Source organism: Pandoraea pneumonica (genome assembly GCF_902459645.1).
Classification (GTDB): domain Bacteria; phylum Pseudomonadota; class Gammaproteobacteria; order Burkholderiales; family Burkholderiaceae; genus Pandoraea; species Pandoraea pneumonica.
Genome location: NZ_CABPSK010000001.1, coordinates 1,392,639 through 1,412,462 on the forward strand (window position 1 = coordinate 1,392,639; position 19,824 = coordinate 1,412,462).

Consider the following 19,824-nt stretch of genomic DNA (forward strand, 5'->3'; position numbering starts at 1 on the left):
ATGTTACAGCACCGGCGCGCGGTCGTAGAAGTAGATCCCGTGCGGGGAGCGTCCGACCGGAATGGTGTTGATCAGCTTGCGCGACGCCAGATCGATAATGCCCACCTTGCGCGCCCAGCGGAACGTCACCCACAGCGTCTTACGATCGGCTGAGAGCTCCATATCGTCGGGCCCCGGCAGCAGGCCGGTGATGTTGCCCACATTGGTGAGCGCATCCTGATCGATGATGCTGATCGTGCTCGACACGCGGTTCGAAATCAGCACGTGCTTGCCGTCGGCGAGCGAGCGGAAGTTGTGCGCGCCCTTGCCCGTCGGAATCGTCTTCACGATCTTCTGGTTACGCCAGTCGACCACGGCCGCGTAATCCGCGCCGGTCATACCCACCAACAGATACTTATCGCCGGGCGTGAGCCACACACCGGCCGGGCTGTCGCCGACCTTCATCTTCCAGAGCACTTTCTGCGTGGCCAGATCGATCGCGGCCACTTCATTCGACTCTTGTAGCGAGATGAAGACGATCTTGCTGTCCTGCGTGAACACGAGGTGGCTCGGCATTTTCTTGAGCGGGATGCGCGAGGCCACGCTCAAGTTCTTGCCGTCGAACTTGTAGACGTCGACACGATCCAGACGCAGACCGTTGGCGACGAACCACTTCTTATCCGGCGAAAAGCCAATCTGGTACGGGTCTTCAATGTTTTCGATCTTGCGTTGAATCTGACCGGTTTTCGGATCGAGGAAGACGAGATTGTTGCCCACCGAATTCGCCACGATCAGCGACTGGTTGTCGGGCGTGGCCATCAAGTGATGCGGCTCCTTGCCGACCGGGAACGTCTGAATCACCTTCTGGCTGGCCTTGTCGATCAGGCTGACACTGGCGTCACCGGAATTGAGCACCACCACGACGCCGTCGGCAGCGGGCGCTGCGGGCGCCGTCGGCGCGGCCATAGCGGCGGGGCCGGCCAGCGCGCTCAAGCCGAAGGAAGCCGCCAGACTGGCGGCGATCAGGAATTTACGCATTGCGAAATCTCTCGGGGAAAAAAGTCACGACGAGTCACAGCGAGGTCGGCGCAAAAACGGCGGCGGTGTCGCAAAAAAGTTTCGCTATTGTAGGCTGGGAAATCGCCCACGAGCGTGCCTCGGCGCTGCTTTTTTGATCTGGCGAAACACTATCGCGCCGGTTTCTGACGTAGCGCAAACCGGCGCGATGCGTGTTCGACCCGCTGACCCGCCTTATCGCTGCAATGCCTCCCAGACCTTGTGCAGGCGCTTGACCGACACAGGCATGGGCGTGCGCAATTCCTGTGCGAAGAGCGACACGCGTAGCTCTTCGAGCAGCCAGCGGAACTCGTCCAGACGAGCGTCACCGTGGTCGCGGCGTTGCGACGTCGCACGCTGCCAGTTTTGCAGCAGCGGCCCTAGCTCGCTCATGGCCCGTGCATCGCGTGCCGGGTCGGCCTTGAGCTTGTCGATGCGCGCCGCCATGGCCTTCAGATAGCGCGGGAAATGCGCCAACTGTGCATACGGCGTATCGATCAAGAAACGCTTGCCGACCAGCCGCTGCAACTGCGCAGTGAGATCGGCGTACGGTTGCGCGAAGGGTTTTGCCTGCGCGAGCTTCTTCTGCAACGCGGCGTACTCGGCAAGAATCTGCCCCGCGAGCCGTGCAATCTCTTGCGCCAGCAGCGTGAGGCGGCCCCGCCCTTCGTCCTTGCGCGCAACGAACGACGCGTTGTCGCTCGGCCACGGCATTTGCAGACAGGCACGCTCCAATGCGAGATCGACGATCTGGTCGCGCAATTCCTCCTGCGTGCCCAGATTCATGTACTGCATGGCCATCTGTTGCAGGCCTGGAATGTTCTTCTCCAGATACTTCACCTGCTCGCGCAATTGAATGGCGAACAAACGCCGCAACCCGGCGCGATGCTGACGCTGCGCCTCGTCGGGGTCGTCGAAGACTTCCAGATCGCAGTGATCGCCACGATCGACAAGCGCCGGGTAGCCGAACAGCGTCTGACCGCCCCGCCGAATTTCGAGCATCTCCGGCAACTCGCCGAAGCTCCACGTCGTGAGGTTGTCGTAGCGGCCGGGCTCCACGGCAGCGCCGCCAGAACTCGGCTGCGCGCCCGGACGTTTGGCGTTTGCGGCCCCCTTCGCGCCGCCTGCCGCGCCCGAGATGTCGCCCTTGCCAGCCTGCCCCGCCGATTGGCGTCCAGCGCCAGCGCCCTGCCCGCCCTCAGCCAGCACGCCCGTCGGCGTGGCGCCGCTCTTCGCAGCCAATTCCTGGAACGTGCGTTGCGCCTGCTGCCCCAACTCGGCGCGCAATTGCGCGAGGTTGCGACCCATGCCGAGTTGCCGCCCATGTTCGTCGATGACTTTAAAGTTCATCGTCAAGTGCGCGGGCAACATCTCCAGCTTGAAGTCGCTGGGTTTGAGCATGACGCCGGTCTGCTCGCGCGCATCGGCCATGACGGCATCGAGCAATGCACCCTGCCCGAACGTCGCACGCTCGACAAACCCGGCCGCGTATTCCGGCAGCGGCACGAAGTGACGCCGCAACTTCTGCGGCAGCGACTTCATCATCAGGTGCGTCTTTTCCTTGAGCATGCCGGGCACGAGCCATTCGCATCGGCGCGCATCCACCTGATTGAGCGCGAAGAGCGGCACGGCAAGCGTCACGCCATCGCGCGGCGAACCCGGTTCAAAGTGATACGTCAACGCCATCTCGATCCCGGCGATGGCCGTCTTCTTCGGGAACAAGTCGGTCGTGACGCCTGCCGCTTCGTGACGCATCAGGTCGTCGCGCACCAGATACAGCAGCTTCGGCGTGCCCTTGACCGTCTCGCGATACCAATGCTCGAAGCTGATGCCGTCGTAGAGCCCTTCCGGCACATGCGCGTCGTAGTACGCGTAGATCAGTTCATCGTCGACCAGCACGTCCTGCCGACGCGACTTGTGTTCCAGTTGCTCGATGTCGGCAATGAGCTTGCGGTTGTGCGCGTAGAACGGCAGCTTGGTTTCCCATTCGCCTTCGACGAGCGCGCTGCGCAGGAAAATCTCGCGCGCACGACGCGGATCGCGCGGGCCGAAATTCATGCGGCGGCGCGAATAGATCGTCAGACCATAGAGCGTGCCGCGCTCGAATGCCGTGACTTGCGCGGCCTTCTTCTCCCAGTGCGCATCGGACAGCGACGTCTTCACCAGATGCTTGCCGACGCGCTCGATCCACTCGGGCTCGATGCGTGCAATGCAGCGCGCGTACAGGCGGCTCGTCTCGACCAGTTCGCCCGCCATCACCCAGCGGCCCGCCTTTTTCACCAGCGACGACCCCGGCCAGATATGGAACTTGATACCGTGCGCGCCGAGGAAATGCGGATCGTCGTCGGCCTTGCAACCGATGTTGCCGAGCAGGCCCGCGAGCAACGCCAGGTGCACTTGCTCGTAAGTGGCGTCCGACTCGTTGATGCGCCAGCCCTGCTCGCGCACCACGGTGAGCAACTGACTATGCACGTCGCGCCATTCGCGCAGTCGCAACTGCGAAAGGAAATTCTCGCGGCACGCCTGGGCCAGCAAGCGGTTCGACTTCTTGTGTGCGATGGCCTCTTCGAACCAGCGCCAGATCTTGATCCACGAGAGGAATTCAGACTTCTCGTCGGCGAACTTGCGATGGGCGTTATCGGCGGCGTCTTGGGCTTCGATGGGCCGGTCGCGCGGGTCTTGCACGGCCAGACCAGCAGCGATGATCAGCACTTCGCGCAGCGATTGCTGATCGCGGGCAGCAAGAATCATGCGACCGACGCGCGGGTCGAGCGGCAGACGTGCCAGTTCGCGCCCGAGCGGCGTGAGTTGATTGGTGTCGTCGACGGCGCCGAGTTCGTTGAGCAACTGATAGCCGTCGGCAATGGCGCGGCCCGGCGGCGGCTCGATGAACGGGAATTCCTCGACCTTCGCCAGACGCAGCGACTGCATGCGCAGAATCACCGCCGCGAGCGACGAGCGAAGAATTTCCGGATCGGTGAAGCGCGCCCGCGACTGGTAATCGGCTTCGTCGTACAAGCGGATGCATATGCCGTCAGCCACACGACCGCAGCGCCCGGCGCGTTGGTTGGCCGCCGCTTGCGAGATCGATTCGATCTGAAGCTGCTCGACTTTGTTGCGGTACGAGTAGCGCTTCACGCGTGCGGTACCCGCATCGACCACGTAGCGAATGCCGGGCACGGTGAGCGAGGTTTCGGCCACGTTGGTGGCCAACACGATCCGGCGGGCATTCGATGCCTTGAACACACGCTCCTGATCGGTCGCCGAGAGCCGAGCGAAGAGCGGCAGAATTTCGGTGTGCGGCGGATGATGCTTGCGCAGCGCCTCGGCCGCCTCGCGAATCTCGCGCTCGCCGGGTAGGAAGACGAGCACGTCGCCCGAGCCTTCGCGGCACAGTTCATCGACGGCATCGACGATGCCATCCATCAAATCGCGATCCCGGTCGCGGGCACTGGCACGGCTGCCCTCGCGGCCTTCCGCATTGGCGATACGGGCGTCGTCCTGAATCGGGCGGTAGCGCACTTCCACCGGATACAGACGGCCGCTCACTTCGATCACCGGCGCGGGGCGCACCTCGCCGCCGTCCATCGTGCCGAAGTGACGGGCGAAGCGGTCGGCGTCGATCGTCGCGGAGGTGATGATCACCTTCAAATCGGGGCGGCGCGGCAGCAACTGCTTGAGGTAGCCGAGCAGGAAGTCGATGTTCAGACTGCGCTCGTGCGCCTCGTCGATGATGATGGTGTCGTACGCACGCAACAGCGGGTCGGTCTGCGTCTCGGCCAGCAGAATACCGTCGGTCATCAATTTGACCGACGCGCCGTTCGAGAGCGTGTCGTTGAAACGCACCTTGAAGCCGACGATTTCGCCGAGCGGCGTGTTCAGTTCGTCGGCGATTCGGCGCGCCGTGGCCGAGGCTGCGATACGGCGCGGCTGCGTGTGGCCGATCAGGCCGGTGCCGCCAGCGCCCAGCCCGCGACCGAGCGCGAGGCAGATCTTGGGTAGCTGGGTGGTCTTGCCCGAGCCGGTTTCGCCGCTCACGATCACGACCTGATGGCCGGCAATCGCGCGGGCGATCTCTTCACGGCGTCCGGAGACGGGAAGCGCCTCGGGGAATTGAATCTCGGGAACGCGGTTGGCGGCGGCCTGCTTGGCGGCCAGCCGTTCGGCGTCGCGTTCGGCCCGCTGGGCGGCCGTCATGCGGCGCTCGCCGGCATTCTCGCGTACGCGTTTAGGTCCCGCTGCCGTCACTGTCGGCTTCGGGGGCTTAGATTGTCGATTTCGTTCATCACTTGCCATGGGCGCGCATTATATAATCTGCGCATGTTTGCGCACGTACACCCATGCTGACCGAACCCGATCCCGCCCTACAAGACGAAGAGACCGCCCACCAAGCCCAGTTCGTGGACTGGCTGCGATCGGTCGCCCCCTATATCCACGCGTTTCGCGACAAGACCTTTGTGGTCGCCTTTGGTGGTGAACTGGTCGCGGCCGGCGGGCTCGACACCCTGATTCAGGATGTCGCGCTGTTGTGTGCCATGGGCATGCATATCGTGCTGGTGCACGGCTCGCGACCGCAGGTCGAAGAGCAGATGCGCCTGCGACATATCGAATCGCACTTCGCCCAACAATTACGCGTGACCGACGCGGCCGCGCTCGAAGCGGTCAAGGAAGCGGCGGGCGAACTGCGTCTGGACATTGAAGCGTCGATCAGCCAAGGGCTGCCGAACACGCCGATGGGCAATGCGCGCATCAGCGTGGTGTCGGGCAACTTCGTGACGGCGCGCCCGGTGGGCATCGTCGACGGCGTGGATTTCCAGCACACGGGCGTGGTTCGCAAAGTCGATGCAGAATCGATTCGCCTGTCGCTGGCCAACGGCAAGATCGTGCTGCTCTCCCCGCTGGGCTTCTCGCCGACGGGGCAGTCGTTCAATCTGACGATGGAAGACGTGGCGTCGTCGGCAGCGATCGCCTTGCGTGCGGACAAGCTGATCTTCATTACCGAGACGGCAGGCATTCTCAACGAATACAACGAGTTGCAGCGCGAACTGACGCTCGAAGACGCGCAGCGCATGCAGTCGCAAGGCGCAATCGACCGCGATTCGGCGTTCTATCTGAAATACGCAACGCGCGCTTGCCGTGCAGGCGTAGGCCGCGCACACATCGTGCCGTTCGCACTCGATGGCAGCATGCTGCTCGAACTGTTCTCGCACGATGGCGTGGGCACCATGATCTCGTACGAGAATCTGGAAAGTCTGCGCGAAGCGACCGTTGACGACGTCGGCGGGATCTTGCAGCTCATCGAACCGCTGGAATCCGACGGCACGCTGGTACGCCGCGGGCGCCACCAACTCGAACGCGATATCGATCACTTCTCGGTCATCGAGCACGACGGACGCCTGTTTGGCTGCGCCGCGCTCTACCCCTACCCGAGCGAGCGCATCGGCGAAATGGCCTGCCTCACGGTGGACCCCGAAGCACAGGGCTCGGGCGACGGCGAGCGACTGCTCAAGCATATCGAGCAACGCGCACGCGCTCGCGGACTGGAACGCCTGTTTGTGCTCACCACGCGCACCGAACACTGGTTCCTCAAGCGCGGCTTCGTCAAAGCAGGCGTCGACGATCTGCCTGCTGACCGCCGCCGACTCTATAACTGGCAGCGCCGCTCGCTGGTGCTGATCAAGAAGCTGTAACGACACCGGGGACAGGCTGTGCGGCTTGAGATCGATGTTGCATCGACATCTTGAGTCTCACGCGCCTTGCCCCCATATCCGGACATCGGCCACGACACGCTGCGTCTCAGTTGCATTACGCTCCCGCGTGGCCGTTCTTTTCACGCCATACCCAAGATTACGAAGGAGTTCCCCATGGCTCGCATGATCCAATGCGTCAAACTCGGCAAGGAAGCCGAAGGTCTCGATTTCCCGCCGATGCCCGGCGAACTGGGCAAACGCCTCTGGGAAAGCGTCTCGAAAGAAGCCTGGGCCGGTTGGCTCAAGCAACAGACCATGCTCATCAACGAAAACCGCCTGAACATGGCCGACCCGCGTGCGCGTCAGTACCTGGTCAAGCAAACCGAAAAGTACTTCTTCGGTGAAGGCGCTGATGTGGCGCAAGGCTATGTGCCGCCGCCTTCGGAGTAAAACCTCCCCCCGCATTTGCCCGTTGGCCTCCATGCCTCACGCGCTCATGTGAAAAAGGCACACGATTTCGTTAATCGTGTGCCTTTGTTCTTTTTGCTTCGCGCTCTTTGCTTCAGGCCGGTGCCGTGCCACCTTCCGTCATCCCACCCTTGGACGGCGTCCCACAGTGGTGACAGTAATGCGCGAACGCATTCTTTCTCGTCTTGCACGCGCCGCAGTGGTCGAAAAGACAGATGCCACAGTGCATGCAAAAGTCGCGCTCCGGATCATCCAACTTCACCGGACGCTCACACCCCGGACACACTGCCTTCGAAATCCGCGCCTGCGCCAAATCGTACGACAGCGCCTTCCTGCGCTCCTGATCTGGTAACTGCTCCTCCGCCTTTTGACGCGCCAAGTAGCGTTGCAGCGAGACAATCGCGTAACGGCCGACCAGCACCGTCAGCACAATCCCCACCAAGTAGCGCACATAACCGCCGTAATCCGGCAGATACGGCACCAACTCGACGAAGAACGCGAACAGCGCGAAGAAGATGAAGCCCCACACGAACGGCCACCACGTGCTCTTGCGCTGACGCACGAACAACCATCCGCCAATCGCCAGCAACGGCAACGTGATCGCCAAGCGAATGCCGAAGACCTTCAAGTCCTGCGAACGCTGCACCGCCGCCAACCGCTCGCTCGCGGCCGCATTGAGCGCAAAGCGCGCCGTGCGCGCCGACTCCACCGCCCGCGACGCCTCAAGCTGCTTGTTTTCCAGCGTATCGACCTGCGTCTGCGCGTCGCGCTCGGCAGACTTGAGCGTGTCGAGCGCACGCGTGCGCGAAACCAGCTCGGCATCCTGACTCGCCTGCGCCGTCGCGGTGCGCGTTGCCACCCAGTCGTTGAACGACTCGCGCGCATTGCGATACGCCGTACTGCGCGCCTTGAGTTGCAGGCGCGCCGTCTCTAGCTGACTCTGGATATCTTCGGCCTGCGCTTGCGCCTGCTTGATGGCCGCGTCGGCACGCGTGGCCTGCGCCGGATCGATGAACGAATCGAGCGTCGGGGCCGGGGCCACGCCCGGCAGTTTGTCGACGACAAGACCGCCAAGGCCAATCAAGAACGCCGCGAACAACACGGCGATCAGCCACAACCCACGGCGGAACCAGGTTTCGGGAAGACGACGCGATTGAGCCATCCTGCCCTCCAGGGCGAGTGAGTTACTTGTAATCGATGGTTTGGACGCCCTCGGGCGTGCCCATGAGCGTGAGGTCGGCACCGCGTTGCGCGAACAAGCCCACCGTCACCACGCCCGGCAGTTGGTTGATCTGCGTCTCGAAGGCCACCGGGTCGAGGATTTGCAGACCGTGCACGTCGAGAATGGCGCAACCGTTGTCAGTCACGTACGGGCTGCCGTCGGCACGCACGCGCGCTTGCGGTTTGCCGCCCATTGCCGTGAGGGCACGTGCGACGCTCGCTTGCGCCATGGGAATGACTTCGACCGGCAGCGGGAACACACCCAGCACGGCCACGAGTTTGGAAGCATCGACCACGCAGACGAATTCCTTGGCGACCGAGGCGACGATCTTTTCGCGCGTCAGTGCACCGCCACCGCCCTTGATCATGTGACCGAGTGCGTTGATTTCGTCGGCGCCGTCCACATACACGGGCAGGCTGTCGATCTGGTTCAGATCGAACACTTCGATGCCGTGCTTGCGCAGGCGCTCGGTGCTCGCTTCCGAGCTCGATACCGCGCCGCGATAGCGGCCCTTGTGGGCGGCAAGCGCATCGATAAAGCAGTTGGCCGTGGACCCAGTGCCCACGCCGATCACGCTGCCTTCGGGCACGTGTTGGTTCACATAGTCGGCAGCTGCCTGGCCGACCAGGCGTTTGAGTTCGTCTTGGGTCATGGGGAATTCCGGCAAAGTTTGGTAAAGTCGGAAGTTTACCGGAGTCGGGCGTGCCGCGTCGTTTTTCGTCGCACGGCATGCCAGCCGTCCCGCGCCAACCGCCTGCCCCGCGCAGGCGGCATCATGTCACGCAGTGCATTACTTGTAAGGCCCGCTACCATGAATCAGCTCGACCAGCTCAAGCGCAGCACCATCGTCGTTGCCGACACCGGCGACTTTCAGGCCATGGATGCCTACAAGCCGCAGGACGCGACCACCAATCCGTCGCTGATTCTCGGCGCCGTCCAGAAGGACGCCTACAAACCCATTCTCACGCGCGTCGTCGGCGAGCATCGTGCCGAGACCACCGACGAAATCATCGACCGCCTGTTGATCGCCTTCGGCCGCGAAATTCTCGACATCGTGCCGGGACGTGTTTCCACCGAAGTGGATGCGCGCCTCTCGTTCGACACGGCGGGCACCGTTGCCCGCGCACGCAAGATCATCGCGATGTACGAAGCCGAAGGCATCGAGCGCGATCGCGTGCTCATCAAGATCGCTTCAACGTGGGAAGGTATTCGTGCGGCTGAAATTCTTCAGCGCGACAACATTCGCTGCAACATGACGCTGCTGTTCTCGCTTGTGCAGGCCGCCGCCTGTGCCGAGGCCGGTGCGCAACTCATTTCGCCGTTTGTCGGGCGAATTTACGACTGGTACAAAAAGAGCGCCGGGGCCAAGTGGGATGAAGCCGCGAACGCGGGCGACAACGATCCGGGTGTGAAATCCGTGGCGGCGATTTACCGCTACTACAAGCATTTCGGCTACGACACGGAAGTGATGGGTGCGAGCTTCCGCTCGACCGGCCAGATTCTGGCGCTGGCGGGCTGCGACTTGCTCACCATCAGCCCGGCGTTGCTCGAACAACTGCACACCACCGAAGGCGAAGCCCCGCGCAAGCTCGACGTCAAAGAGGCGCGCGCAGCCACGGTGGATCGCGTGAAGACGGACGAGCCCTCGTTCCGCTTCCAACTCAACGACGATGCCATGGCGACGGAGAAATTGGCCGAAGGCATTCGCGCGTTTGCCGCCGATGCCGTCAAGCTCGAAGCATTGATTGAAGCGGCGCGGTAAGCCAACGCAGCGACCGGGTCGTACGGCGCAGCTTAAGCGAACGTCGAATCGGATGAAAAGCAAAAAGCCGGCTGCAACGCCGGCTTTTGCTTTTGCTGCCACGCGAGCCGTGGCGGCAAGTCTTACTTCGCTTACTTCGCTTACTTGCCTTTAACGGCGACTTTGCGCTGGCGCACGGCTTCGTAGAGGCAAACGGCGCTGGCGACCGAGACGTTCAGGCTTTCGCAGCCGCCGGCCATCGGAATGCTCATGAGCATGTCGCAGTTTTCGCCCACGAGGCGGCGCATACCCTCACCTTCCGCACCCATCACGATCGCCATCGGACCGGTGAGCTTTGTGCCGTAGATGTCGGCGGGTGCGTCGTCAGACGTGCCCACCACCCAGATGCCGCGCTCCTTAAGTTCGCGCAGCGTACGCGACAGGTTCGTCACCATGATGTAGGGCACCGTTTCTGCGGCGCCGCTGGCCACCTTGGCGACCGTCGCGTTCAAACCGACAGCGCGGTCCTTCGGCGCGATCACGGCGTGTGCGCCAGCACCGTCGGCGACGCGCAGACAGGCGCCGAGGTTGTGCGGGTCGGTCACACCGTCGAGCACGAGCAGCAGCGGATCGCCGGAGATGCCGTCGAGCAGTTCGTCGAGGTTCAGGGCGAGCGAGACTTCTTGTGCGCGCGCGACCACACCTTGGTGACGCGAAGAGCCGGCCATGCCGTCGAGGCGTTTGCCGTCGGCCTGCACGACTTTGATCTTTACGCCGGGCACGCCCTTGGCCGATTCGACGGCTTTCAGGAAGTCCGTCATGCGGCGATCGCGGCGGGTCGGATCGTAGTAGATTTCTTCGATGCTGCTCGCATCGTGGCGCAGGCGGGCGGTCACGGCGTGGAAGCCGAACAGCATTTTCAATTGACTCATTTCACATCCTCAAAATAGCGTGCGCCGAGGCGGGCCCCGTACAAAGTACGACGGCGGCGGCACCCTCACCGGGTGTCCGCCGCCGCAGCCCTACGCAGTCTTCAGCGTTGCCTTGCGTAGGCCGGCAATCGGCGCGAGGCGCACATCTTACTGCAAACCTTGCCTCGCCCCGGTTTTCCGGTGCGCTTTGCACCAGAAAACCGTGTGCTTGAGCACGCCTAACCGCGACTAGCGACGCTTAACCACACCTAACCACGCCCAATCACGATTTGCGACGATTACCGGCGCGGTTTCTTCGCAGGTCCGCCGGTGCGCTTAGACGAGGCTGTCTTGCCGCCGGAGCGCTTGACGGGCGGTGTTGCGCCGCGTTCGGCGCGCGCCGCCTTCACCTTTGCCGTCTTCGGCTTGGCGGGGTGTTTGCCCGCCGGCGCCGGTTGCACGCCGTTGAGCAGCGCGCCGCCCTTCGGCAGTTGGCGAATCGACGGACCTGCGCCCGCGCCTGCCGTCCCAGCAACGCCGGGGGCACCGGCAGCCGGTGCAGGCACGGGGGCGCCGCCGCGTTCCGTGCGTCCCGATGTTTTCGCGAGACTGCGGGCATTCGGTTCGCGCACCAGACGGAAGTCGATCTTGCGTGCATCCAGGTCGACGCGGCTCACTTGCACGCGCACGCGATCCGTCAGGCGGTAGCGAATACCGGTGCGTTCACCGCGCAATTCGTGGCGCACTTCATCGAACTGGAAGTAGTCGCTGCCCAGCTCCGTCACGTGCACGAGGCCTTCGATAAAGAGGTCGTCGAGTTGCACGAAGATGCCGAACGACGTCACGGCGCTGACCGTGCCGCCGTATTCCTCGCCGAGCTTGTCGCGCATGAAGTAGCACTTGAGCCAGGCTTCCACGTCGCGCGACGCTTCGTCAGCGCGGCGCTCGTTGGCCGAGCAATGCAGACCGAGCTCTTCCCAAATGGCGTCGCGTTTCTTGGCCGACGGCGTCTTCTTGTTCTTCGCGGCCTCGTCGTCCTTTTGCAGCTTGCGGGCGTGCGGCGAGATACCGGTGGTCATGTCCACCCCCGGCGGAATCTCGGGCTCGTACTTGCGCCCGGCGAGCACTGCCTTGATCGCGCGGTGCGTGAGCAAGTCCGGGTAACGGCGAATCGGGCTCGTGAAGTGGGTATAAGCCGGGTAAGCGAGGCCGAAGTGGCCAATGTTATCGGGGCTATACACCGCTTGTTGCATCGAGCGCAGCAGCATTGTCTGGAGCATCGGCGCATCGGGACGCGATTCGATTTGCGTCATCAGCTCCGAGTAATCCGAGGTTGCCGGTTCGTCCCCGCCGCCGAGCGTGAGGCCGAGCGTTTTGAGGAACGTGCGCAGCACCAGCAGCTTCTCGCCCTTCGGGCCTGCGTGGATGCGATAGAGGCCGGGTTGCTTGTGGCGCTTGAGGAAGTCGGCGGCACAGACGTTGGCCGTCAGCATGCATTCTTCGATCAGGCGGTGGGCGTCGTTGCGGGTACGCGGCAGGATTTGTTCGATCTTGCCTTGTGCGTTGCAGACGATGTACGTCTCAGTCGAGTCGAACTCGATGGCGCCGCGCGACTTACGCGCTTTGGCGAGCACCTTGTAGAGCTCGTAGAGATTTTGCAGATGTGGCAGCAGTGCGGCGCGGCGTTGGGCTTCGGGGCCTTTCGTGTTGCCGAGGACAGCGGCGACTTCCGTGTACGTGAGGCGTGCGGCCGAGTGGATGACAGCCGGGTAGAACTGGTAGGCCTTCACGTCGCCCGACGGCGTGACGATGGCGTCGCAGACGAGGACGCAGCGGTCGACGTCGGGGTTGAGCGAGCAGAGGCCGTTCGAGAGTTTCTCGGGCAGCATCGGGATGACGCGGCGCGGGAAGTAGACCGAGGTGCTGCGTGTGAGCGCGTCGGCGTCGAGCGGGCCACCGGAGGTGACGTAGTGCGACACGTCTGCGATGGCGACGATGAGGCGGAAGCCGTTCGTGCGGCCGATTTTGACCGGTTCGCAATAGACCGCATCGTCGAAATCGCGGGCGTCTTCGCCGTCGATGGTGACGAGGGGTACGTCGCGCAGGTCGACGCGGTGGCGCAGATCGGGCGCGCGGACTTCGTCGGGGAGTGCACCGGCGGCGGCGAGGGCTTCGGGGGAAAACTGGTGGGGCACGCCGTACTTACGCACGGCGATTTCGATTTCCATGCCGGGGTCGTCGATATCGCCGAGGACTTCCGAGACGCGGCCGATGGGTTGGCTGTAGCGGCTGGGGTAGTCGGTGAGTTCGACCGAGACCACTTGTCCGACTTTGGCTTTGCCTTGCGAGCGGGGTGGGATGAGGATGTCGTGCCCGATGCGTTTATCTTCGGGGGCGACGACCATCACACCGTTCTCGTTGAGGAGTCGGCCGATGACGTGGGTGTTTGCGCGGGAGACGACTTCGACGATATGGCCTTCGGGGCGGCCGCGGCGGTCATAGCCGGCGACGCGTAGAAGGACGCGATCGTTGTGCATGACCTTCTTCATTTCCTCGTTGGGAAGATAGAGGTCATCGCCATCGTCGTCGCGCACGGCGAAGCCGTAGCCATCGCGGTGGCCGATGACGCGGCCGGCGATGAAATTCGAGGGGTGAGTCAGTTGATAGTAGCCACGGCGATCGAGACGAATTTGGTCATCGCGTTCCATGGCGGCGAGGCGTTTGAAGAAGCCTTCGCGTTCTTGCTTTTTGATCGCCAGAGATTCGGCGATATCGTTGGCGGACAGCGCGGAATCGGCGGTGCGCAGTACACCGAGGATTTCTTCGCGGCTCGGAATCGGATAGGGATATTTGCTCAAAGGTCGGTAGCGTTACTGTGCCGGTTGAGTCCGGCCGAGCGGCGCACCATGCGCCCGACGGTCCGTGGTGTTGTGCGAGTGCCTTGGAGGGCGTCGACAACAAGGTCAATCATACGGCAAAGCTTGCGAAATCCGCCACCTGTGCGGATTTTGGGGTTGGCTTGGGTGGTGAGGGGGTGATTTGAAAATTTTTTGTCTATAGGTGTTGACAGTGCCCACACGCATACGCATAATCTCACTTCTTCGCAGCGAGCAAGTAACAACGAGTGAGCTGGCGATGCCCAGATGGCGGAATTGGTAGACGCACTAGTTTCAGGTACTAGCGGGTAACACCGTGGAGGTTCGAGTCCTCTTCTGGGCACCAAGACAAAGAAAAAGCCGGTGATCGAAAGATCACCGGCTTTTTGTTTTTCTCGGCCCAGAAAGCAATGTGCGAGTGCACATTGCGTGGGGACTCGAAGGGCATCGCTTGCAAGCGATGCCGGGGTCGCGCGGAGTGTGACCGAGTCCTCGCGGCGCCGTGAGGTGCCGTATGGGCGGATGGGGGTTCGGTGCGCGTGGACCAGAATTAGCGGTTTGGTTTTGAGAGAAGAAATTCAAACCCTCATCACCTTCTCGATCGTAATCGGCAGATCCCGCACCCGTTTCCCGGTAGCGTGATAAACCGCATTAGCCACAGCGGCGGCCAGCCCAGTAATCCCAATTTCCCCGATCCCACGGACCCCAAACTCATTCAGTGCCAGATCTGGGTAATCGAGAAGAATGACATCGATATCGGGTTGATCGGCGTGAACGGGGACGAGGTATTCGGCGAAGCTGTTGTTTGCGGGGAGACCGGAGTGGGGGTCGTAGTCGGTGGCTTCGAAGAGGGCCATGCCGATGCCCATGACGATGGCGCCTTCCACTTGATTTCTGGCGGTGAGGGGGTTGACGATCTTACCGACATCGATAGCACTCACCACACGCGAAACGCGCAAATGCGAGATAGCCGGGTCAAATCGCACTTCAACGAAATGGGCCCCAAAGCTTCGGAAAGAGACTTTGCCTTCGGGGGCACCGCCGGTGGCGCCGTCGCCGATGGCGAGACCGAGCTTTAACTCTCGGAGTACATCACCGAACGGCACTTTCTTACCGCGATAGACCAGCGCCCCATCCAAAAACTGCACATCGCTGGCCTTAGCCTCACTAAAAGCCCCCTTCCCTGCCACTGCATAAGAAATCAACTGCGAGATAGCATTCCGCGTAGCCGCCGCAATCGCAGGCATCACACTCGCCGTCGCCCAAGATCCACCAGACAGCGGCGCAGCGGGCATAGCGGAATCAGCCAACCGCACATCAATCTTCTCCACACCGACGCCGGTCAAATCCGCGACCGTCTGCGCGGCCACCGTATAAGTCCCAGTGCCGATATCCTGCACGGCACACGTGACTTCAACCGTCCCATCCGCGCGCAGCATCACACGCGCGCGCGCCGGGGTTCGCATCGCATCCCAGCTACACGCGGCCATACCCATCCCGATCACCTCATCACCGTCGTGCATCGCTCCGACGCGTGGATCCCGCCGCGCCCAGCCAAACTTATCTGCGCCTTGCAAAATCGCTTCACGCAGATGATTGCTGGACCAGGGCAAGTTCGCGCTTTCATCGTGCGTAGAAATATTACTGAGCCGGAACGCTAGCGGATCGACGCCTGCGGCCAGCGCCATCTCGTCGATAGCCGACTCCAGCGCAAACAACCCGGGTGCCGCGCCGGGTGCGCGCATCGACGTGGGCGCGCCTTGATGCACACGCGTCGTTCTATGACTCACCAGTACATTCGCGCAGCCATAGAGACTCTTCGACATCCCGCCGCAGTTTTCCGTGAAGTTATCGACAAACGCTTGGGTAGAAATCGATTCATGCCGAAGCGAAACGAGCTTGCCGTTCGCGTCCGTCGCCAGTCGCAGTCGCTGTTCGGTCTGCGGCCGGTGGCCCGTCGTAGTGAACATCTGCGGGCGCGGCACCAGCAGTTTCACGGGCCGCCCGACTTCGCGCGACACTGCGGCGGCGGCAATCGAATGCGGCCAGATAAAAAGTTTCGAGCCGAAGCCGGAGCCGATAAATGGCGCTTCCACCACCACCCTTTCCGGATCGAGCCCAAACACTCTGGCAATCGTATTGCGATGCACCGTCACGCCTTGCGTTGCTTCATAGAGATGCAGGTCGCCGTCGCGCCATTGTGCGGTGGTGGCGTGCATTTCCATCGGGTTATGCGTCTCTACGGGCGTGCGATACACCGCATCGACCCGATGCACGCCTTGCTCGAACGCGGCGGCGGCGTCACCGCGTTGGTGCCCTCGCCCGCCGTCTTGCGTGCCGTTGCGCGCTACGCCTTGCTCAAGACTGGTGAGGGGTGCTTCCTTCGCGTAATCCACATGCACGCGATAGGCGGCTTCGCGGGCGTGTTCAAACGAATCGGCCACAACGAGTGCCACGAACTGCCCGCCGTAATACACCTTGTCGTCTTCGAACGGCAGGCGGTGCTCGTCGGTAATCGACGCGTCGAGAATCGCATTGAACCCGCCGCCGCGCTGTGGCACGCGGAACAGGGCCGGGAAGTGATCGTGGTGAAAGATGTCGATAACGCCGGGCACACGCCGTGCGTCGCGCGTATCGACATTGCGGATCGTGCCGCGCGAGATCGTGGAGAACACGCCGTACGCATAGCAGAGACCGGGCGGATGCCAGTCCGCGGCGTAATGCGCGGCGCCCGTCACCTTCTTGCGGCCATCGATACGGCGGATGGGCTGACCGATATTGGGTGTCGTCATACCGTGCCTCCCGCGGCGAGCCGTGTGAGATTTCGCACAATCGCCTGTTGGCAAAGCGCGATCTTGTAGCCGTTCTGTCCGTAGTCGTGCGCGCCGGTGAGGGCAGCGTCAGCCGCGCGTCGCCAGACATCGGCCGACGCGGGCGAGAGCGACGCGCCACGCAGCACCTGCTCGGCTTGGATCGCACGCCAGGGCTTCGTCGCCACACCGCCGAGTGCTACGCGTGCCTCGCGCACCGTACCCCCGTCGAGCGAAAGAATCACGGCGCACGACGCGAGCGCGAACTGATACGAGGCGCGGTCGCGGCGCTTGAGATACCCGCCTCGCGCATTCGCGAGCGGCGCATCGAGCGTGACATGCGTGATGATCTCGTCGTTGGCGAGCGCGTGTTCGCGCCAGGGCGTATCGCCCGGCAGCAGATGGAAATCGGCGAAGGCGATATCGCGCTCACCCGCTGCGCCTTGCACGTGCACGGTTGCGCCGATAGCGGCCATGGCTACGCACATGTCTGAGGGGTGAGCGGCGATGCACTGCGCGCTGCCGCCCAGCACCGCGTGCAGGCTTCGATGATGTCCACCGATGGCGGCACATCCCGAGCCCGGTTCGCGCTTATTGCATGGCGAGACGCCATCACGAAAATAGCCGCAGCGCACGCGTTGCATCACGTTCCCGGCGGTCGTCGCCTTGTTGCGCAGCGCCGTGCTTGCGCCGCTCAGCAATGCCTGAGAAAGCACGGGGTAGTCGCGCATGACGGCGGGGTCGTAGGCGAGCGTCGTGTTGGTCACCAGTGCGCCGATGCGTAGCCGTCCGTCCGGCAGCCGGTCGATGCTGTTCATGCCGAGTCGATGAATATCGATGACGCGCGCCGGGCGCATCACGTCGAGCTTGACCAGATCGAGCAGCGTCGTGCCGCCCGCGAGATAGACGCCCTCGCCCACTCGCATCGCGGCGTTCTGCGGCGTGGTGTGTGCAGTCGCGTGGACGGCGATGGCTTGCTCGACACTTTGCGGGCGGATGAATTCGAACTGTCGCATGGTGATCAGCCTCCCATGCGCGAGCGCGCATCCTGAATCGCGGCGAGGATGTTGCGATACGCGCCGCAACGGCAGATGTTTCCGCTCATGGCTTCGCGCACAGAAGCGTCGTCGCGGCCGATGCGTTTATCGGCCAGCACGGCGACCGCACTCATGATTTGTCCGGACGTGCAGTAGCCGCATTGATACGCGTCGTGTTCCCAGAACGCGGCTTGCACGGGATGCAGCGTGTCGCCACGCGCCAGTCCTTCAATGGTCGTGACCGCATCGCCGTCGTGCATCAGCGCGAGCGACAAACACGAATTAATGGCGACGCCGTTGACGTGGACCGTGCACGCGCCGCACTGGCCGTGATCGCACCCCTTCTTCGTGCCGGTGAGTTGCAGTTGGTCACGTAGCACGTCGAGCAGGATGGCATTCGGCGCCACCCGGAGCGTGCGACGCTGCCCATTCACCGAGAGGGTCAAGGGTTCGCCGTCTGCGGCTACCCCTGCGCTCGCACTGGCGGCGGCAGCTTCGTTTGGCGTTTGCGTTTGCGTTTGTGTCTGCGCTTGCGCGCCGGGTAGCCAGGCAGCGCTTGCGCTGGCCAGGCTCGACGCGCCGAGCGACTTCAAAAAGCGGCGGCGGCCGCTGGGATCGGTGACTGCCGCGGCAGCATGGGCGGCGGCGGTGGGTGGCGATGGTGGGTGGGTTGAGGACCGGGATGGCGACGACGATGTCTCACGGCCGTCGTGCGCGCCGTTGGCATGACTGGCGCATGAGGGGTGACAAGCGTGTTCCTTCATCGAGAAGCCTCCTTTGAGGGCAACCGTTGAGGGCGGCGGTGGGGGCGCCGCGAATCCTTTCGAGCACTATAGAGAAAGCGCGAGTGACTTGCAGGCGTCAGGAAACTGTCAGTCTCGTGCCATCTGACGATATCCCTGCGGCGCGATGGGATCCGGCGAGCAGCCTACGTCCGTAATGTGTCGCGTTTCCGTCACTCGCTTCGTAGCGGCGTCTCTCGCGTCCCGGTAATTCTGTAGAATTTAGCTCATAAAAAATTGAATATTGTTCAACGAACGCTTAACTCGTTGCACATGCTCAACGTTTCTGGTTTTGGTTACTTGATCCTAGTTGGGAATGACATGCCTGCATTTACTCGTGGCGAGCTTGCCGATTTGAACGTTTTCGTGACTATCTGCCGTCGGCAGAGTTTCCGGGAGGCCGCGACGGAGTTGGGCGTGACCACTTCGGCGTTGAGTCATGCCATGCGCAACCTTGAGGCCCGTTTGGGGGTGAAGTTGCTCAATCGCACGAGCCGGTCCGTTTCACCGACGGCGGCGGGGGCGGCGTTAGCGAAGGAATTGGAGCAGGGGCTTGAGCAGATTGCCTCGGCGATTGGGGCGTTGGATCGCTATCGTGCGTCGCCTGCGGGCCGATTGCGTTTGAACGTGCCGCGCGATGCGGCGCGGTTGTTATTGGACCCGATCTTGCCGCGTTTTGTGTCGGCGTATCCCGATATCGAGTTGGACATCACGGTTGACGATCGGATGTTGGACATTGTGGCTGAGGGGTTCGATGCGGGCATGCGATATGGCGACACCGTGCCGGGCGACATGATTGCGACGCCGTTGACGCCGTCGTTGAAGTGGATTGTGGTGGCGTCGCCTGCGTACCTTGCGCGCCATGGTCGTCCGAAGGTGCCGCAGGATTTGTTGTCGCACAATTGCATTCGGATGCGTTTGGGTGACAACACGTTGTACAAGTGGGAGTTGGGGAATGGGTCGAGCGCGATCGAGTTGGATGTACCGGGGGCGTTGAGTATTAACGAGACCGATGGTGTGGTGGCGGCGGCGTTGGGTGGGTTGGGGTTGGGCTATGTATTGGAGCAGAACGTGAGGGCCGAGTTAGCGGCGGGCACGTTGGAGGCGGTGTTGAGTGATTGGGCGGTGGATGGTCCGCCGTTGTCGATGTATTACCCGAGTCGGCGTCAGACGTTGCCGGGGTTACGGCACTTGATCGACATGATTCGTTCGGAGCATATGGGGCGGGCGGCTTGAAGTTGGGTTTATGGGG

The 19,824-nt window shown here is 62.7% G+C and carries 13 protein-coding genes and 1 tRNA gene; 5 read left to right on the forward strand and 9 right to left on the reverse strand.

Going from position 1 to position 19,824, the window contains the following annotated elements; all coding sequences use genetic code 11:
• Positions 1–3: 3 nt before the first annotated feature.
• Positions 4–1,017, reverse strand: a complete 1,014-nt coding sequence (locus tag PPN31114_RS06025; RefSeq protein WP_370865835.1) for a YVTN family beta-propeller repeat protein — start codon at positions 1,015–1,017, stop codon at positions 4–6.
• Positions 1,018–1,230: 213 nt separating this feature from the next.
• Positions 1,231–5,331 (reverse strand): ATP-dependent RNA helicase HrpA, encoded by a 4,101-nt coding sequence (gene hrpA, locus PPN31114_RS06030; RefSeq protein ID WP_150678531.1) that lies wholly within the window; start codon positions 5,329–5,331, stop codon positions 1,231–1,233.
• Positions 5,332–5,375: 44 nt separating this feature from the next.
• Here hrpA and argA point away from each other — a divergent pair, with 44 nt between their 5' ends.
• Positions 5,376–6,725 carry an amino-acid N-acetyltransferase gene (gene argA, locus PPN31114_RS06035; protein WP_150678532.1) on the forward strand — a complete coding sequence of 450 codons (1,350 nt, stop codon included), beginning with the start codon at positions 5,376–5,378 and terminating at the stop codon, positions 6,723–6,725.
• Between the two features lie 174 nt (positions 6,726–6,899).
• Complete coding sequence (locus tag PPN31114_RS06040; RefSeq protein ID WP_150678533.1) at positions 6,900–7,175, forward strand: oxidative damage protection protein; 276 nt, start codon at positions 6,900–6,902, stop codon at positions 7,173–7,175.
• Positions 7,176–7,287: 112 nt separating this feature from the next.
• Here PPN31114_RS06040 and PPN31114_RS06045 read toward each other — a convergent pair whose 3' ends face one another.
• Together PPN31114_RS06045 and rpiA are read right to left on the reverse strand one after the other, a co-directional pair.
• Entirely contained in the window at positions 7,288–8,355 is a 1,068-nt protein-coding gene (locus tag PPN31114_RS06045; RefSeq protein ID WP_150678534.1) for a serine endopeptidase, read from the reverse strand.
• Between the two features lie 22 nt (positions 8,356–8,377).
• Positions 8,378–9,067 carry a ribose-5-phosphate isomerase RpiA gene (rpiA, locus tag PPN31114_RS06050; protein ID WP_150678535.1) on the reverse strand — a complete coding sequence of 230 codons (690 nt, stop codon included), beginning with the start codon at positions 9,065–9,067 and terminating at the stop codon, positions 8,378–8,380.
• Between the two features lie 159 nt (positions 9,068–9,226).
• On the opposite strand from rpiA, the gene tal reads away from it, so the two are divergent.
• The gene (gene tal, locus PPN31114_RS06055) at positions 9,227–10,177 is read left to right on the forward strand and encodes a transaldolase (RefSeq protein ID WP_150678536.1); all 951 of its coding nucleotides are present in this window, start codon (positions 9,227–9,229) and stop codon (positions 10,175–10,177) included.
• A gap of 140 nt (positions 10,178–10,317) precedes the next feature.
• Here the strand turns inward: tal and rlmB are convergent, their stop codons facing one another.
• On the reverse strand, positions 10,318–11,088 hold the full coding sequence (gene rlmB / locus PPN31114_RS06060) for a 23S rRNA (guanosine(2251)-2'-O)-methyltransferase RlmB (protein WP_150678537.1): 771 nt from the start codon (positions 11,086–11,088) through the stop codon (positions 10,318–10,320).
• Between the two features lie 278 nt (positions 11,089–11,366).
• Positions 11,367–13,925, reverse strand: coding sequence for a ribonuclease R (rnr, locus tag PPN31114_RS06065; protein WP_150678538.1), 2,559 nt, complete (start codon positions 13,923–13,925; stop codon positions 11,367–11,369).
• A gap of 279 nt (positions 13,926–14,204) precedes the next feature.
• Between rnr and PPN31114_RS06070 the strand changes: the two genes are divergently transcribed.
• Positions 14,205–14,289 (forward strand) — tRNA-Leu (locus PPN31114_RS06070).
• 232 nt (positions 14,290–14,521) lie between these two features.
• On the opposite strand, the gene PPN31114_RS06075 is transcribed toward PPN31114_RS06070, so the two are convergent.
• From PPN31114_RS06075 to PPN31114_RS06085, 3 genes are read right to left on the reverse strand one after another with little or no spacing between them, the layout of a single operon-like run.
• On the reverse strand, positions 14,522–16,735 hold the full coding sequence (locus tag PPN31114_RS06075; RefSeq protein WP_150678539.1) for a xanthine dehydrogenase family protein molybdopterin-binding subunit: 2,214 nt from the start codon (positions 16,733–16,735) through the stop codon (positions 14,522–14,524).
• Positions 16,732–17,769 (reverse strand): FAD binding domain-containing protein, encoded by a 1,038-nt coding sequence (locus PPN31114_RS06080; protein ID WP_150678540.1) that lies wholly within the window; start codon positions 17,767–17,769, stop codon positions 16,732–16,734. The genes PPN31114_RS06075 and PPN31114_RS06080 overlap by 4 nt, the downstream gene beginning before the upstream one ends.
• Positions 17,770–17,774: 5 nt before the next feature.
• Positions 17,775–18,554 (reverse strand): (2Fe-2S)-binding protein, encoded by a 780-nt coding sequence (locus tag PPN31114_RS06085; protein ID WP_150678541.1) that lies wholly within the window; start codon positions 18,552–18,554, stop codon positions 17,775–17,777.
• A 339-nt stretch (positions 18,555–18,893) separates the two neighbouring features.
• On the opposite strand from PPN31114_RS06085, the gene PPN31114_RS06090 reads away from it, so the two are divergent.
• Positions 18,894–19,808 carry a LysR substrate-binding domain-containing protein gene (locus PPN31114_RS06090; protein ID WP_150678542.1) on the forward strand — a complete coding sequence of 305 codons (915 nt, stop codon included), beginning with the start codon at positions 18,894–18,896 and terminating at the stop codon, positions 19,806–19,808.
• Positions 19,809–19,824: the final 16 nt, after the last annotated feature.

Bases quoted from the DNA above. Each gene is read 5' to 3' on its own strand.
- PPN31114_RS06025 (WP_370865835.1), bottom strand. From the start codon at position 1,017: ATGCGTAAATTCCTGATCGCCGCCAGTCTGGCGGCTTCCTTCGGCTTG.
- hrpA (WP_150678531.1), bottom strand. From the start codon at position 5,331: ATGGCAAGTGATGAACGAAATCGACAATCTAAGCCCCCGAAGCCGACA.
- argA (WP_150678532.1), top strand. From the start codon at position 5,376: ATGCTGACCGAACCCGATCCCGCCCTACAAGACGAAGAGACCGCCCAC.
- PPN31114_RS06040 (WP_150678533.1), top strand. From the start codon at position 6,900: ATGGCTCGCATGATCCAATGCGTCAAACTCGGCAAGGAAGCCGAAGGT.
- PPN31114_RS06045 (WP_150678534.1), bottom strand. From the start codon at position 8,355: ATGGCTCAATCGCGTCGTCTTCCCGAAACCTGGTTCCGCCGTGGGTTG.
- rpiA (WP_150678535.1), bottom strand. From the start codon at position 9,067: ATGACCCAAGACGAACTCAAACGCCTGGTCGGCCAGGCAGCTGCCGAC.
- tal (WP_150678536.1), top strand. From the start codon at position 9,227: ATGAATCAGCTCGACCAGCTCAAGCGCAGCACCATCGTCGTTGCCGAC.
- rlmB (WP_150678537.1), bottom strand. From the start codon at position 11,088: ATGAGTCAATTGAAAATGCTGTTCGGCTTCCACGCCGTGACCGCCCGC.
- PPN31114_RS06075 (WP_150678539.1), bottom strand. From the start codon at position 16,735: ATGACGACACCCAATATCGGTCAGCCCATCCGCCGTATCGATGGCCGC.
- PPN31114_RS06080 (WP_150678540.1), bottom strand. From the start codon at position 17,769: ATGCGACAGTTCGAATTCATCCGCCCGCAAAGTGTCGAGCAAGCCATC.
- PPN31114_RS06085 (WP_150678541.1), bottom strand. From the start codon at position 18,554: ATGAAGGAACACGCTTGTCACCCCTCATGCGCCAGTCATGCCAACGGC.
- PPN31114_RS06090 (WP_150678542.1), top strand. From the start codon at position 18,894: ATGCCTGCATTTACTCGTGGCGAGCTTGCCGATTTGAACGTTTTCGTG.